Annotated in this window: 13 protein-coding genes; 6 read left to right on the top strand and 7 right to left on the bottom strand. The window is 28.9% G+C overall.

What is annotated here, in order from left to right; all coding sequences use genetic code 11:
• Positions 1 to 14 precede the first annotated feature (14 nt).
• From ACTG3V_RS05230 to ACTG3V_RS05210, 5 genes are all read right to left on the bottom strand, one after another.
• The gene (locus ACTG3V_RS05230) at positions 15 to 776 is read right to left on the bottom strand and encodes a hypothetical protein (RefSeq protein WP_439131086.1); all 762 of its coding nucleotides are present in this window, start codon (positions 774 to 776) and stop codon (positions 15 to 17) included.
• A 75-nt stretch (positions 777 to 851) separates the two neighbouring features.
• Positions 852 to 3,593, bottom strand: coding sequence for a carboxypeptidase-like regulatory domain-containing protein (locus ACTG3V_RS05225; RefSeq protein WP_439131085.1), 2,742 nt, complete (start codon positions 3,591 to 3,593; stop codon positions 852 to 854).
• 51 nt (positions 3,594 to 3,644) lie between these two features.
• Positions 3,645 to 4,472 (bottom strand): GLPGLI family protein, encoded by an 828-nt coding sequence (locus tag ACTG3V_RS05220; RefSeq protein WP_439131084.1) that lies wholly within the window; start codon positions 4,470 to 4,472, stop codon positions 3,645 to 3,647.
• A 98-nt stretch (positions 4,473 to 4,570) separates the two neighbouring features.
• Positions 4,571 to 5,413 carry a GLPGLI family protein gene (locus ACTG3V_RS05215; protein ID WP_439131083.1) on the bottom strand — a complete coding sequence of 281 codons (843 nt, stop codon included), beginning with the start codon at positions 5,411 to 5,413 and terminating at the stop codon, positions 4,571 to 4,573.
• 5 nt (positions 5,414 to 5,418) lie between these two features.
• Positions 5,419 to 5,766, bottom strand: a complete 348-nt coding sequence (locus tag ACTG3V_RS05210; protein WP_439131082.1) for a hypothetical protein — start codon at positions 5,764 to 5,766, stop codon at positions 5,419 to 5,421.
• 122 nt (positions 5,767 to 5,888) lie between these two features.
• On the opposite strand from ACTG3V_RS05210, the gene ACTG3V_RS05205 reads away from it, so the two are divergent.
• The 3 genes from ACTG3V_RS05205 (at position 5,889) to ACTG3V_RS05195 (ending at position 8,857) form a co-directional block, all read left to right on the top strand.
• Positions 5,889 to 7,499 carry a sensor histidine kinase gene (locus ACTG3V_RS05205; protein WP_439131081.1) on the top strand — a complete coding sequence of 537 codons (1,611 nt, stop codon included), beginning with the start codon at positions 5,889 to 5,891 and terminating at the stop codon, positions 7,497 to 7,499.
• On the top strand, positions 7,492 to 8,169 hold the full coding sequence (locus ACTG3V_RS05200; protein WP_439131080.1) for a response regulator transcription factor: 678 nt from the start codon (positions 7,492 to 7,494) through the stop codon (positions 8,167 to 8,169). Before ACTG3V_RS05205 ends, ACTG3V_RS05200 begins: the two co-directional genes overlap by 8 nt.
• A gap of 73 nt (positions 8,170 to 8,242) precedes the next feature.
• Positions 8,243 to 8,857, top strand: a complete 615-nt coding sequence (locus ACTG3V_RS05195) for a deoxynucleoside kinase (protein ID WP_439131079.1) — start codon at positions 8,243 to 8,245, stop codon at positions 8,855 to 8,857.
• A gap of 67 nt (positions 8,858 to 8,924) precedes the next feature.
• Here the strand turns inward: ACTG3V_RS05195 and ACTG3V_RS05190 are convergent, their stop codons facing one another.
• On the bottom strand, positions 8,925 to 9,554 hold the full coding sequence (locus ACTG3V_RS05190; protein WP_439131078.1) for a peptidylprolyl isomerase: 630 nt from the start codon (positions 9,552 to 9,554) through the stop codon (positions 8,925 to 8,927).
• Between the two features lie 112 nt (positions 9,555 to 9,666).
• Between ACTG3V_RS05190 and ACTG3V_RS05185 the strand changes: the two genes are divergently transcribed.
• Together ACTG3V_RS05185 and ACTG3V_RS05180 are read left to right on the top strand one after the other, a co-directional pair.
• Complete coding sequence (locus tag ACTG3V_RS05185) at positions 9,667 to 10,038, top strand: BlaI/MecI/CopY family transcriptional regulator (RefSeq protein WP_439131077.1); 372 nt, start codon at positions 9,667 to 9,669, stop codon at positions 10,036 to 10,038.
• On the top strand, positions 10,035 to 12,347 hold the full coding sequence (locus tag ACTG3V_RS05180) for a M56 family metallopeptidase (protein ID WP_439131076.1): 2,313 nt from the start codon (positions 10,035 to 10,037) through the stop codon (positions 12,345 to 12,347). Before ACTG3V_RS05185 ends, ACTG3V_RS05180 begins: the two co-directional genes overlap by 4 nt.
• A gap of 112 nt (positions 12,348 to 12,459) precedes the next feature.
• Here ACTG3V_RS05180 and msrB read toward each other — a convergent pair whose 3' ends face one another.
• Positions 12,460 to 12,906, bottom strand: a complete 447-nt coding sequence (gene msrB / locus ACTG3V_RS05175) for a peptide-methionine (R)-S-oxide reductase MsrB (RefSeq protein ID WP_439131075.1) — start codon at positions 12,904 to 12,906, stop codon at positions 12,460 to 12,462.
• Positions 12,907 to 13,074: 168 nt separating this feature from the next.
• Here msrB and ACTG3V_RS05170 point away from each other — a divergent pair, with 168 nt between their 5' ends.
• Positions 13,075 to 14,274 (top strand): Pycsar system effector family protein, encoded by a 1,200-nt coding sequence (locus ACTG3V_RS05170; protein WP_439131074.1) that lies wholly within the window; start codon positions 13,075 to 13,077, stop codon positions 14,272 to 14,274.
• Positions 14,275 to 14,329 lie beyond the last annotated feature (55 nt).

Below are 14,329 nucleotides of genomic sequence, written 5' to 3'. Positions count from 1 at the left end.
TAAAGAACTGTGGTTTAGTTTATACTTTGTAACCGTAGTTTTCTTATATTTTTCATTCTTCTCCAAGCTGTTTTATGAGTTTGTTTATACAACCACAAGGTACCTAAATCTAATAAAAAATAGAATAAGCTAATGCCACTTGGTGGGTTAGAACTGGGTAAAAATGGTATAACATTCCAAGCCGTAGTTGGCCACCACCAGCATTTGTAATAGGTACCTATAATTTCTAAAACTGCTACAGAAATGTACATGGTTAAATAAAACAAACGTTCTCTAGGTTTGTTTCTTAAAATTAAAAGTGTTGCAATGGTCATTACAAAACCAAATACATCGTTTTTAAAAATTAGAAATACACTTGCATAAATGATGATAAATATGGCCAAAAATCTTTCAATTTTTAGGTGATGTTTTTTTATAGAAGCAGCTTTTGCAAAAAGTAAAACAGCCAAATACACAAACGCATGGCCAAAAGGAATGTAATGTGGTACATTTTCTAATCGATAGGTATACATACCCAATAAAACTGAAAAAAGATATTCACCAACAAAACCTATAAGAACAGCAAATAGCATCTGAATTTTTAATCTCTTATTTACCTTGTAAATGGTGATGGCAAATACTGTAAACATTAACAAATTTGCATAAAACTGTGCGTTTTCTGTTATTGCTACCATGTAAAAGCTGTCTAAAAATAAACCAACAATAAAAAATAGGTATAATAAACCTAAACTTCTAAAAGTGGTGTATAAAGATGATTTTGAGGCAATAATACTCATGCAACAAAAATATAGAAACTAAACAAAAAATGGCTCTAAAAAGAGCCATTTTAAAAAGTAAAATTTAAATATTCATTACAGTTGATAACGAACTCTTAAACTGATAAATCTTGGTAAAATAAAACGTTCGTTGGTTGTAAAAGCTACGATACTTTGATTTACAGAAGCTTGAGAACCAGTAGCTAATAAGTTGCTACCTATTAACTCATATTCTAATTTTGCATCTCTATCTTTTCTGTAGGCTAATTTTGCATTAAAAATTTTGAATGTATTTATACTTTCACCATCTCGTCTTTGATCTGTAAAAGAAAAATCAGAGGTAAGGGTTACAGAGTTCCAAATGTAAGCATCAAAATTAATTGAAGGTGTGTGTGTTACCGTTTTTACATCTTGAGTTCTTGCACTGTTACTTTGATCGTTAAAATTAATATTGTATCGTAAACTAACATTTGGTGCTTTTATAAAGTTTGTACCAATTCTAGTATTTATACCTCTAGAGATATTTTCGTTTGTATTTTCTGAAGAATTGATAAATTGATAACTTTTATTATACGAAAAATTTCCACCTAATCTTGCTGTTATTTTTTTTATGGTTTTACTTAAACTAGCAAAAGCTGTAAATCTTTCGTTATCTAATGGTGAGTTTATAGAGGTACTACTAGAAACTACAGAACCAGGTTCAAAGATGGTATTTCTATTTACTTGATCCATAGTTTTTGTATAATTTACCCTTGCAAATACACTACTATTATTAAACAAATTGAAGCTTCTATAGAATAATGATACATTGTGGAAACTTGCATTTAACAACTCAGCATTCCCTGCAAAAAACGAGTTGTAATTATTGGCTACAATACCTCTTGCAATTTGATTTACATCAGTAAAATTAACCTCTTGTTTATATGTAAAGGTTAAACTTTCGCTTCTTTTAAATTGCGCAATAGTTTCAAACTCTGGTAATACTTTAAAAAAGCTATCTTTAAAAAACTCTGTACCATATTGTGTGTTGTTAGAGTTGTACGAGTGTAATGTAAACCCAGGAGTTATTGTAAATATTCCTGTTTTTAAACGGTATCTTAAACCTGCATAAATATCTGTGAATTTGTATTCGGTATCGTTTGTTATTTGCTCATCATTTATACCTGGTATATTTGGATTTGGTAAATTTGAAGTTCCTAATTGGAAAAATTCTGAGTTAAAACTTTGATTACTTAAAATTGTACCTGCAACAAAATTCAAGTTACTTTTTTGATTCAAAATATAATAGTAATCTAACTTAGCATCTAATTGATTGGTTTTTACACGTCTGTCTTGTTCTAAATCGTAATATGTTAAACTTCTATCTAGTCCTAAAGTTTCAGCTGCATCATCAAAACCATCATTATTAGCATCATCATTATTATTTGGATCATTTTCTAAAGATGCAATGTAAAAAGGATCTTCATCTTGCAACAAATGTTTAACCTCTAAGGCAAAAATACTGGTTTCGCTAGCGGTGTAGAAATAGCTTAAATCTTGATTAATGGTAAATGGTGTTGCACTCTCATTTTCGGTAATATCACTTAAAACTTGTGAGGTAACATTGTCTGTTCTATATTCATTTGAAAAACGACCAGCAATGTTGTAATTTAATTGATTGTTAAAATCTTTTTTGTAAATAGTGCTGAATCGAAACAAACCAGTATTACTTGTTTGGTTTGTAGTATTATCAACAACATCATCTGGTGTAGCAGGATCTACATAATCTATAGTGTTGATGTTTCTCTGGCCATTGCTATTACCAGACCAAATTAAAAATCCACTTAAATCTAATTTTTTATTGGGTGAGTAACTAAAGTTTACAGCAGATAATTGAGTTTCAATTCTATTTGCATTTCTAGCACCAGCATTTAAAAAACCAATACCAGCGTCTGCAATGTTAATGTTGGTACCATTTGATGGGCTTTGACTTTGAAAAGTACCACCAAAACTTCTGGCATCTCTTCTACTAATTACTACTTCTCCCATATTATTTACATCACCAATAACATTTATGGTGTATTTGGGTGTGTAATAAAATAGTTTGGGTTGAAATAAATAGAGACCTGTATCTGGAGAATCTCCACCACCAGCAGTAATATCTCCAAACCAAAAATTCTTTTTACCTTCTTTTAGTTTGATATTTATAGCAACACGATCTTGGTTATTTTGTACCCCTTTTAATTGATTAACATCGCCATAATTTCTTAAAACTTGAATTTTATCAACCGCATTTGATGGAATATTTTCGGTAGCTAATTTTGTGTCTCCACTAAAAAATTCTTTACCATCAACCATAATTTTTTCTACAGCTTTACCCTCTACTTCAATTTGTCCAGCATCATTAACTTCAACACCAGGTAATTTTTCAAGAACATCTTTTAGTTTTCGTTCAGAACCATTTTTAAAAGAATCTGCATTATAAATAATGGTATCTCCTTTAACAGTAACAGGCATTTTAGCCACAATATTAATACCATCTAACATGTTATCTTCAAACATGGTGTAGTTTTTAGAAATGTCTGTAGTTTTAGTTTTTACAAACTCACTAATTTCTTTAAAACCAACATAGCTAATCTTTATATTGTATACCGTATTTTTCTTTAAATCTAATTTAAAAGTACCTTTAGCATCAGTAAAACCATAAGATGCAATGCTTTTTGCAACAGTATCTAAAGCAATAACATTTGCCATTTCTAAAGGTTCTCCAATAGAATCTTTTACGACTCCTGTAAATTTAATTTGGGCAGTAGCTACCCAAGACACCATTAATATGGTGATAAGTAATATTCTTTTCATGTATTTGAATTAATTTTGTTTGGTTTAAAAAAGTAAAGTTTTGGGTAATTATTAAAATCGACCACCACTTCTTCTTCTATTTTGAAAACGGGCTTTAAGTTCGTCTGTTTTTTCTTTGATGATTTGGTTATATTCTTCTCTGTTAACTTCTTTTCCTTTGGTAGGTTTCTTAATTTCTACTGCGTCTTCTGGATTTAAGACAATTTCTATACATAACATTGTTGTTCTTCCTGCATTTAACTCTAAAATTAAACCTGGTAAACCCCAATAGCTTTCTGGCCCTGAACTTACAGGAATTTGCGGTGTATACCAAGCCGTAACTTGTAATAGTTTAATATCGTTTTTTTCTTCAGTTTTTGTAGAATCCTTTTCTTGATTTCTTCCTCTTCTAAAAATACTACCCCAATCAATTTTGGTATCTACAGTTGTCAATGTAGCTTTATAACAGGTGTATTGACCTATTTTTTTTGTTTCTGTACCTAGCTGCCATTTTGGTTGCTCCATTTTTTCAACAATAAGAAAACGTTTGCTAAATTGCTCTACATCTTCAATCATTTCATGGTCTTTAAGGTTTTTATAAATTGAACCCTGACCATTACTAGCACCCCAACCACGACCAGATGAAGCACCTGGTGCATCTAATTTTACATTTTCTTTAAAGGAAGACTCAGTTCTGTTAAAACTTAATGTGAAGGTTTTTTCTAAGAAGTTTTTCATTCTAGCAAGCCTTTGCTGTTTCTGTTGTTCAGTCATTCTATCTCCAAACATACTCATATCAATAGTAGTTTTAGACATATAAGTTGCTTTACCTTGAAAATCTTTCTGAGCAAAGGTTGTAATAGTTGCTAGTATAAACACCAGCCTAAGTAATGATTTCATTTTTTTTAGTTTTTGCAAAAGTACCTGTATTAATATTCTGTAAGACTTAAAAAAAACTTAAAAGTTTAACAACGTTGGCAAAAGTTTAACACAATGTTTTAACCTCCCATTTTAATATTAATTCCACCACCAATATCTACACCATTTCTACTTTTAAATTTCTCCATCATTTCTTTAGATTTTTGCTGCTGTATTTCGTCAAACTTTTTTTGAGTAACCACTTTACCTTTTTCAGGTTCTTCGATTTTAATAGTTTTACTTGGGTTTAACACAATTTCTGTACATACAATTAAATTTTTACCATCATTTATTTCTAAAATTAAACCTGGTAAACCTTGGTAATCTTTAGGTCCATTACTAATAGGCACTTGTAAAGTATACCAAGCATTGGTTACTTTGGTTTCTTTGGTAACAGTTTCTTTAGTTTCGCCATTAACAAAGCTAATTTTCTTATTTTCTACTTCTTCTGTATAAGTTGCTTTGTAGCAGGTATATTGTCCTATATTTTTAGTTTCGGTTGTCATTTTCCAATCATACACAGGTAGAGCATCTTTTACTAAAAAACCTTTTCCCATAATCTCAGTTTGATTCACAAAACGTTTTTCTCTGAGGTTCTTATAGTAAATACCTCCTTTGCCAGAACCGCCCAAATTCATAACAACCATTCTTGTTCCATTGGCTTTTGGGTTTGGTGCATTTAATTTTTCTTCTTGTTTATAGATAGAGGAGGTTTTATCAAACTCTAAAAAGAAAGTTTTTTGGTTCATTTTCTGCAACCTTTTTTGCAATTCTTCTTGCATTTTATCGTTTATTCCTTTTTGATTTTCTCCAAATGTTACATTCGATTTTCTGCTTGTTTTATAAGTAGCTTTTCCTGTAAAATTTTGTGCATGTAATGTAACAAAGAATAATAGTACTAATGATGTAATAATGGTTTTCATGTTGTTTAGTTTTTATGGTTGTTTGCTAATTTTATAATTGCTTTAATTCCTTTTTTTGCTATTACAATTAGTGAATCTATGTTTTTAGATTTTCCACCAACCTTAATAGCACTTTTTATTTTGTTTTTAGATTTAGGATAGTGTAATGAAAAACTCATTTCTATAGCTTCGTTTTTTGTGTTGTGAGCAAAAACTTCTTTAATATCTTTCCAGTCTATCGTTTCTAGTTCTTCTGCACTATCTACTTCAACCGACATTTTAGTTACTTTTATAATTTCTTGATTGATGTCTTTATCTTGAGCGAAATGAAATGATGAGGTTAAAACTGCAAATAACAAAAGTAATTTTTTCATAATAAATGGTTTAAATTAATAATCATTGCAAAGATGCAAACCACATCTTGTAATTTAGGTTAACGAATGTTAACGAGTGTTAACCAGCTATTTTTATTGCAATTAGATACTATATTTGCATTATGAATACCCAAAAATACAAATGGATTTTTTATTTAATAAGCCTAACTATTATTGCTACAATTGGGGTGCAATTTTTTTGGAATTATAAAAATTACGAAGAAAATAAACAAAGAGTTGCCAACGAAATTCAATTAAGTTTAGATAATGCTGTAGAGGAGTATTACTCTCTACTCGCAAAAAGTAATTTTTTAACCATTATTAATGCAGATACCAAATCAAAGAAATTACGATTTACAAGTGACAATTCTTTTGATACTATTTTTAAGAAGTTACGCAGAAATACAAAGAAAATAGGAAAACCTAAGGTAACCTTAAGTAATATTAAAATTACTAGTGATGATAATTTATCAAAAGAAAAAATAGATTCTATAATGTTGGACACAAAAAAGTTTGTGGCCGAGTTTAACACAACAAAAGATTCTATTCTTAAAGCCAAATATAAAATTGATACGATTGAATCTGTAACTCAATTTATTGATGATAAAAAGGGGATTCATTTGAATAAAAATGGCACACAATCTGAAGTAAGATATTTTAAAGGAAAAGCGGCTGCAGATAGTTTAAAGTTGATTGGTAATTTAAAACCAATTTTTATTTCTTTTTTAGATCAATCTGTAGATTACAAAAAAATAGATTCCTTAATTGATAATCAATTGCTAAAAAAAGGAATCGATTTATCATATAGCTTTCATCACATAAAAAATGATACTATTTTTAAGCAAACAAAAGACACTACTTTAGTAAATAATAATTTTGCAGTTACTTCTAAATCAACGTATTTAAAAGACTTTGAAGCTTTTAAATTGTATTATAGCAATCCAAATTTTGAAGCATTAAAACGAAGTTTTGGAGGTATATTTTTGTCGCTTATCTTGTCGTTATTGATTATCACTTGTTTGTTTTATTTGCTAAAAATCATCAATCAACAAAAAGAATTGGCAGCCATTAAAAACGATTTAATTAGCAATATTACGCACGAATTTAAAACCCCTATTGCAACAGTATCTACTGCTATTGAGGCTATAGAAAATTTTAATGTAATTAACGATAAGGAAAAAACCCAAAGGTATTTGGCAATGTCTGCTGTACAATTAAAAAAATTACATCAAATGGTAGAAAAATTGTTAGAAACTGCCACTTTAGATAGTGAGCAACTGTTACTGAAAAAGGAAACTGTAGATGTGGTAACATTGTCAGAAAAGTTGGTGTACAAACATCAATTGCTTAGTAAAACCAAGGAACTTATTTTTTCATCGAACATAAAACCCATTTATTTGAATGTTGATGTGTTTCATTTTGAAAATGTTATTTCTAATTTAATTGATAATGCCATTAAATATGGAGGTAATCATATTGAAATAAATATCAATGCTATTTTAAAATCAACAGAAATAACGATTGCAGATGATGGTAATGGAATTGAAAAAAATCAACAAGAAAAAATATTCGATAAGTTTTACAGGGTGCCAAAAGGCAATACTCACGATGTAAAAGGCTTTGGAATCGGTTTATATTATTGTAAAAAAATCATAGAAAAACATGGTGGTACGATTTCGGTTTCATCACATAAAAATCAAACCATATTTAAAATAACATTACCGAATGCATAACATAAAGGTACTTTTAGCAGAAGATGAAGTTAGTTTAGGAATGATTGTAAAAGAAAGTTTAGAGACTAGAGATTTTATAGTGTTTCATGCAGAAAATGGCGAAGAAGCCTTAGAGATTTACAAAACAGCAAAACCAGATATTTTGGTTTTAGATGTTATGATGCCTAAAAAAGATGGTTTTACTTTAGCGCAAGAAATAAGGGCAGAAAATAAAAGAATTCCTATTATTTTCTTAACTGCAAAATCTCAAGTGAGTGATGTTGTAGAAGGGTTTAACCATGGTGGAAATGATTACTTAAAAAAACCATTTTCTATGGAAGAGTTGATTGTAAGAATCAAAGGGTTACTTAACAGAATTCAATTAAAAACCAACGTAGAAACCCTTAAAATAGGGGAATATTTCTTTAATTTTACAAAACAAACGTTGTCTTATGCTGCACACACAGAAAATTTAACACACAGAGAAGCACAACTTTTATTTTATCTTTTTGAGAAGAAAAATAAAGTGTTAGACAGAACTTTTATTTTGAACAAACTTTGGGGAAATGACGATTTTTTTAATGCTCGAAGTATGGATGTTTTTATAAGTAAGCTTAGAAAAAAATTAAAGAAAGACAGCAATATTAAAATTTTAAATATTCGAGGTTTTGGCTATAAATTAATTTGCTAGCTTTTATAATACCTTATATTTTTTAGTACCTTTGACTGCCCCTTTTTTTTAATCTTTTAGAAATTTTACAACTATGCATGTTGCAATTGCAGGGAACATTGGTGCTGGCAAAACCACGCTTACCAAACTTTTAGCCAAACATTACAAATGGAAGCCTCATTTTGAGGCTGTTGATGAAAATCCGTACTTAGATGATTTTTATGCAGAAATGGAGCGTTGGTCTTTTAACTTACAGGTGTACTTTTTAAACAGCCGTTTTCGTCAAATTTTAGAATTAAGACAAACAGGCAAAAGTATAATTCAAGACAGAACCATTTATGAAGATGCACACATTTTTGCACCTAATTTACATGCAATGGGACTAATGACAAATAGAGATTATAGCAATTATAGTTCTCTTTTTGAGTTGATGGAAAACCTGATTTCTCCACCAGATTTGTTAATTTATTTACGTGCAGACATCTCAACTTTGGTAGGTCAGATTCATAAACGAGGCAGAGATTACGAAAACTCGATTAGTATTGATTATTTAAGCAGGTTAAATGAACGTTATGAAGCTTGGATTTCTAAATATACCAAAGGAAAACTGTTAGTGATTGATGTAGACAACTTAGATTTTGTAACAAACCAGGAAGATTTGGGGTACATTATTGATAGAATAGATGCACAAATTAACGGTCTTTTTTAAAAAGTTGTACACGATAAAAATTTATAAAAAAGGGGAAAGATATTTAAATCATTCCCCTTTTTTTTGCTTATTTTTTTAAAATATAGGCTTTTACAATATAATCTACTTTTGGGTAGTTTTCTTTTAAAAATGCATTCCCTTCTTTAGCTATTTTGCCTTGTTTACGACCTAATTCATCACCATAACCACCATAAAATTTTAAAACATTTTCCTCTCCATCAATCACTTTTGCAACAACAGGAAAGCCTTTAACACCAGAATAATCTAATTTATCTAATCGATAATTGTCTTTTAAATTGATAAAAATTTGATTCGATCTGGTTTGTACACCACCTCTTGCAAAAGAGATGGTCATTTTAGCATTTTTCTCATTCACAGGTTCGTCTTCAATTCCTCTTTTTTGCCAAGCTTTGTTAATTATAGAGTCATTATGAATCCCAAATTGAGCAACAAAATTTGGTACTACTCTAAAAATAGCCACATCTTGATAATACTCATTTTTAATTAATTGATACAAACGATCTACACCTTTTGGAGACCATGCTCTAACCGCTTCAATATCAAAATTCCCCTTTGTTGTTTCAAAACGAGCCTTAAAACTTTCTGGTGCTTTTTTCTCTAACCATTTTTCTTTAAATTTTTTGGTTGCACAAGAGGATAGCAAAACAGCACATAGTATTACAATACCTTTTTTCATTTCTTTTTTATTGGTTCACTAACAAAAGTAGGGAAAACAATTATAAATTACACCTCTACATTTGTAGAATAGAAATATTTATTCTATGTTTGTAGAGTAAAATAATCGAATTATGCAATTATCTAAAACCGAAGAACAATTAATGCAGTATTTATGGAAACGTAAAAAAGCATTTTTAAAAGAACTTTTAGAAGATTTTTCTGAGCCAAAACCAGCAACTACAACTGTAGCTACGTTGCTAAAAAGAATAAAAGATAAGGGTTTTATTGATTATAAATTATTTGGAAAATCGAGAGAATATTATCCTATTGTCAAAAAATCGGATTATTTCTCGAATCACGTAAACGGGTTGATTAAAAATTTTTTCAATAATTCTGCGAGTCAATTTGCATCGTTTTTCACAAAAGAAACCAATTTAACCACTGAAGAATTAGAGGAGTTAAAAAAGGTAATAGATTCTCAAATTAAAAAACATCAAAAATGATAACATATCTTTTAAAATCAGCAACTTGTTTGGGGTTACTCTTGGCATTTTATCATTTTGTCTTAGAGAAAGAAAAAATGCATAATTTCAATCGTTTTTATCTATTAGGTAGTTTGTTGTTTTCGTTTTTAGTACCTCTATATATTATTTATACTGATGTAACTCCTGTTGTTTTAGAAACTGTACAAACTGCTACAAATTTTTATCCTACTAATGAAATACCTACTGTAATTAGCACAGATAAACCCATAGACTATGTTCATATAATTATTGGTGTTTATTGCTTAATTTCTGCTCTTTTGTTAATTCGTTTTGGAAGAAACCTTTTTAAAATGATAGTTAAAATAAAGAGAAATGAAAAGGTTAACTACAAAAAGGCAAACTTGGTATTAGTAAATGATACAATTCTACCACATACGTTTTGGAAATACATTTTTATTAATAAATCTGAATATGAAAATGCTAATATTGAAAAAGAACTTTTTACACACGAGTTAACTCATGTTACTCAAAAACATACGATAGATGTGCTGCTTTTAGAATTAACACAAGCACTATTCTGGATTAATCCGTTCTTTATTCTATTAAAAAAAGCAGTACAATTAAATCATGAATTTTTAGCAGATGAAACTGTTATTACACAACATAAAAACACCTTTCAATACCAGCATTTATTACTAAACAAAGCTGCTTGGAAAAACGAATATTACTTGGCCAGTAATTTAAATTATTTAGTAACTAAAAAAAGATTAAAAATGATGACAACACAAAGCTCCCCAACAAAAATCTTATTAAAAAAACTGGCTATAATTCCGTTATTAACAGGATTTGTTTTCCTTTTTGCACAAAGAGTTGAAGCACAAGAAATTATTGAAGTAGTAGAAGAACCAGTTGAAACTATAGTTGAAGAAAAACAGAATATTTCTAAAAACGATTTTGAAAAATATAAGGTTTTAGTTGAAAAAGTTAAAAATTCAGAAATAATTAAGCAAAAAGATGTTGTTTGGATGACGTCTACATATAGAAAGATGTCTGATGAACAAAGAAAATCTGTAGAAAACATATTTCATTATATAGTTGCTGACGTTTCATTGAGTAAAAGAAAAGTAAGTGGAAATCAATTAAAAAAATGGCAAAATAAAGATGAATATGCTATTTGGGTTGATGGAAAATCTAAAGAAAATTCAATTTTAAAAAATTATAAAGAATCAGATTTTAGTTATTATTCAGAAAGTTTTGTCCATAAAAATGCAAGAAGTAAAAAATTTCCTCAAAATTACCAAGTTTCTGTTTATACCAATAAATACTTTAAAGAATTAGTAGATAAAAATTCGAAATTAGAAGAAGTTGTTGAAGTAGTGGAGCAAAAAGGAAATTTAAAAATTATTGAAATAAAAGAGCAAAGAAAAAAACAAACTCAAAAAAAAGAATATATAGATTCTCCTATACAAAAATACAATTATCCAAGTAGCAATGGTTCAAAGCAAAGTTTTACAATTGATAAAAATTCTCCCAAACCTCATAAAAACCATAATGAAGAAGCAATTATAGATATTCGTTTAAAATTAAAAGATGTAAATGCTTTAGAAATTATTTATCATAATGCAGGTGCAAATAGTACAGGTTTTAAATTGATTAATGGAATTCTATTGTATTATGTAAATGTTAATAACAAAACCAAATTTTATAATAAAGAAGGTAAGTTATTTGATGAAAACGGAAAACAAATCTCTACTAAAAAGGCAAATGCAAGTGAGATAATACCAGAAAACTATGTAAAAAAAGTATTTTATAAGGGCGATGTTTTTTGTGAGTTTTTTGATGATAAGCCTTTTCTAAATGAAACCAAATTAAAAAGTAGTGCTGAACAAAAAAAAGCATCCATAGAGGAAATGCAAGAATACAAAAGGTTGATTTTAGAAGTTGAAAAGAAAACAGTGATAAAAGTTAAGACTGTAACTAAATTAAAAGCTATCTATAAATCAATGTCAAAAGAACAGCAAAATTCAGTGAAAAACATTGATGAAGTGCTTGCTAAATTACCACCACCTCCAAAGCCAGATTGGTTATTTACTTATCAAAGATTAGCTCATAGAATTAAAACCACCTCTAAAAACAGAAAAGAGAACCTTATCTATTTAGAAAAAATATATAAGGAAAAATTATCAGAAACTGAGAAAGCAAAAGTAAATGCTCCTCAATTATTAATTCCACCTCCACCTCCAAAACCAAATGCAACAAAAGAAGAAATTTTAGAAGCGAAAAAAGCCTACGAAGTTTGGAAAAAAAGAGCAGGAAATAGGTTGTAAAGAAAATAATTTTCATGTGAAATCCTCAAAAAACTAATGCTGTTTTTTTGAGGATTTTTTATAATTTAATTATAGGTGAAACCTATTTTTCTATTAATTTTAATCATCTGTATTACGATTCTTTTAAAACCATAGATTCTGAGTTAATGCAATACCGCAAACCACTAGGTTCTGGTCCATCAGGAAAAATATGTCCTAAATGAGCATCGCAAGTATTACACATCACTTCAACTCGGATCATTCCAAAAGAAGTGTCTTTGTGATATTTAATAGCATTTTCTGCAATAGGTTGTGTAAAACTTGGCCATCCTGTTCCAGAACTAAACTTTATGGTAGAATCAAATAAGGGTGTATGGCAACAAACACAATTGTATTTGCCTTCATCATAAATGCTACATAAAGCACCACTATGTGGTCTTTCAGTACCTTTTTGTCTAGTAATTCTAAACTGCTCAGGGGTTAGTTGCGCTTTCCATTCAGCAGCTGTTTTTTCAACTCTCTTATCAGGTTCTGGATTTCCTTTTGTTGTAAAATGCATTACATCTTTCCAAGTTAGCATAGGCTGTTTTTGTTTTTAAATATTAAATACCTTGTTACTTTGTAAATAATTCTTAATTTGTAATTTATTGAAAGTAAAACATAAAATTACGACAAAAATTAACAAAGTAGTATTGAAGTCTTAGATTACCTTGTAGTTTTTTTTGATTCATTTATAAAATAATCTTATATGAGTACATTAATTGCTGATGCACAAAAATTTGTTTTTGACTTACTAAGCAATCAACTAGATACCAAATACGTATATCATAATTTAGCACATACCCAAAGAGTTGTTGAAAAAACAAAAGAACTTATAGAAAATGTAGAACTTACAGCATTAGATGCCGAAAATGTAGAAATTGCGGCATGGTTTCACGATACTGGTTTTACTGTAAAAGCAGAAAATCATGAAGAAGAAAGTGTACGTATTCTTGTTGATTTTTTATTGAAAAAAAACATAGAAAAACAAAGAATAGATGCTATTTCTAAACTCATTTTAGTTACTAAAATGAATGATAAGCCTCAAAATGATTTAGAGAAAATTATTGCTGATGCAGATTGTGGACATTTGGCTTCAAAAAGTTTTTTTGATTACAATGCGTTGCTAAGAAAAGAATGGGAACTTACAGGTTTTAAAAAGGTTTCTGATGAAGATTGGCTTAAAGAAAATATTCGTTTTTTTTCTGTTGAACATCGTTTTAACACGGCACATGCCTTAAAAAACTGGACAAAAAGAAAAGAGAAAAATCTTTCTAAGTTAATGAAAAACTTAAAGAGTTTACAAGAAGATCTTAGAAAATTTAGTCAAAAGCAAGAAGCTTTAAAAATTAAAAAAAATAAATTTGAGGTGCCAGAACGTGGTATAGAAACCATGTTTAGAGTCGCTTTAAAAAACCACATGACCTTGAGTAATATAGCCGATACTAAAGCAAATATATTACTCTCTGTAAATGCAATTATTGTTTCTTTGGCGTTATCTAATCTGTTACCAAAATTAGATAATCCTTCAAATACGCATTTGTTTGTACCCACTATTATTTTTGTGTGTTTTACTGTGGTTTCTATGATTTTATCCATTCTGGCAACTAGACCAAACGTTACTGAAGGTAAGTTTACTAAAGAAGATGTTGCCAATAAAAAAGTAAACTTACTATTTTTTGGAAACTTTCATCAAATGCAATTAAAAGATTTTGAATGGGGTATTTCTGAAATGATGCAAGACCGAGATTATTTGTATAGTTCATTAACCAAAGATTTGTATTTTTTAGGTTTGGTTTTAAATAGAAAATATAAAATTTTAAGAATTACCTATACTGTTTTTGTAATTGGTATTGTTACTAGTGTAATTGCCTTTGCATTGTCTTTTAAAATGCAAGCAGCTAGTTAATTAATAGTTAGTTAAACTTTTAATAACACTATATTAATCCTATAAAATTAATTAG

The organism is Polaribacter sp. (genome assembly GCF_965660385.1).
In the GTDB taxonomy this organism is placed as follows: domain Bacteria; phylum Bacteroidota; class Bacteroidia; order Flavobacteriales; family Flavobacteriaceae; genus Polaribacter.
Note: the sequence above shows the minus strand (reverse complement) of the source record. Positions and strands in the feature narration are given on the sequence as shown.

Coding starts and splice junctions, on each gene's coding strand:
- ACTG3V_RS05220 (WP_439131084.1), bottom strand. CDS start 4,472: ATGAAATCATTACTTAGGCTGGTGTTTATACTAGCAACTATTACAACC.
- ACTG3V_RS05200 (WP_439131080.1), top strand. CDS start 7,492: ATGCATAACATAAAGGTACTTTTAGCAGAAGATGAAGTTAGTTTAGGA.
- ACTG3V_RS05215 (WP_439131083.1), bottom strand. CDS start 5,413: ATGAAAACCATTATTACATCATTAGTACTATTATTCTTTGTTACATTA.
- ACTG3V_RS05190 (WP_439131078.1), bottom strand. CDS start 9,554: ATGAAAAAAGGTATTGTAATACTATGTGCTGTTTTGCTATCCTCTTGT.
- ACTG3V_RS05185 (WP_439131077.1), top strand. CDS start 9,667: ATGCAATTATCTAAAACCGAAGAACAATTAATGCAGTATTTATGGAAA.
- ACTG3V_RS05180 (WP_439131076.1), top strand. CDS start 10,035: ATGATAACATATCTTTTAAAATCAGCAACTTGTTTGGGGTTACTCTTG.
- ACTG3V_RS05230 (WP_439131086.1), bottom strand. CDS start 776: ATGAGTATTATTGCCTCAAAATCATCTTTATACACCACTTTTAGAAGT.
- ACTG3V_RS05170 (WP_439131074.1), top strand. CDS start 13,075: ATGAGTACATTAATTGCTGATGCACAAAAATTTGTTTTTGACTTACTA.
- ACTG3V_RS05195 (WP_439131079.1), top strand. CDS start 8,243: ATGCATGTTGCAATTGCAGGGAACATTGGTGCTGGCAAAACCACGCTT.
- ACTG3V_RS05205 (WP_439131081.1), top strand. CDS start 5,889: ATGAATACCCAAAAATACAAATGGATTTTTTATTTAATAAGCCTAACT.
- msrB (WP_439131075.1), bottom strand. CDS start 12,906: ATGCTAACTTGGAAAGATGTAATGCATTTTACAACAAAAGGAAATCCA.
- ACTG3V_RS05225 (WP_439131085.1), bottom strand. CDS start 3,593: ATGAAAAGAATATTACTTATCACCATATTAATGGTGTCTTGGGTAGCT.
- ACTG3V_RS05210 (WP_439131082.1), bottom strand. CDS start 5,766: ATGAAAAAATTACTTTTGTTATTTGCAGTTTTAACCTCATCATTTCAT.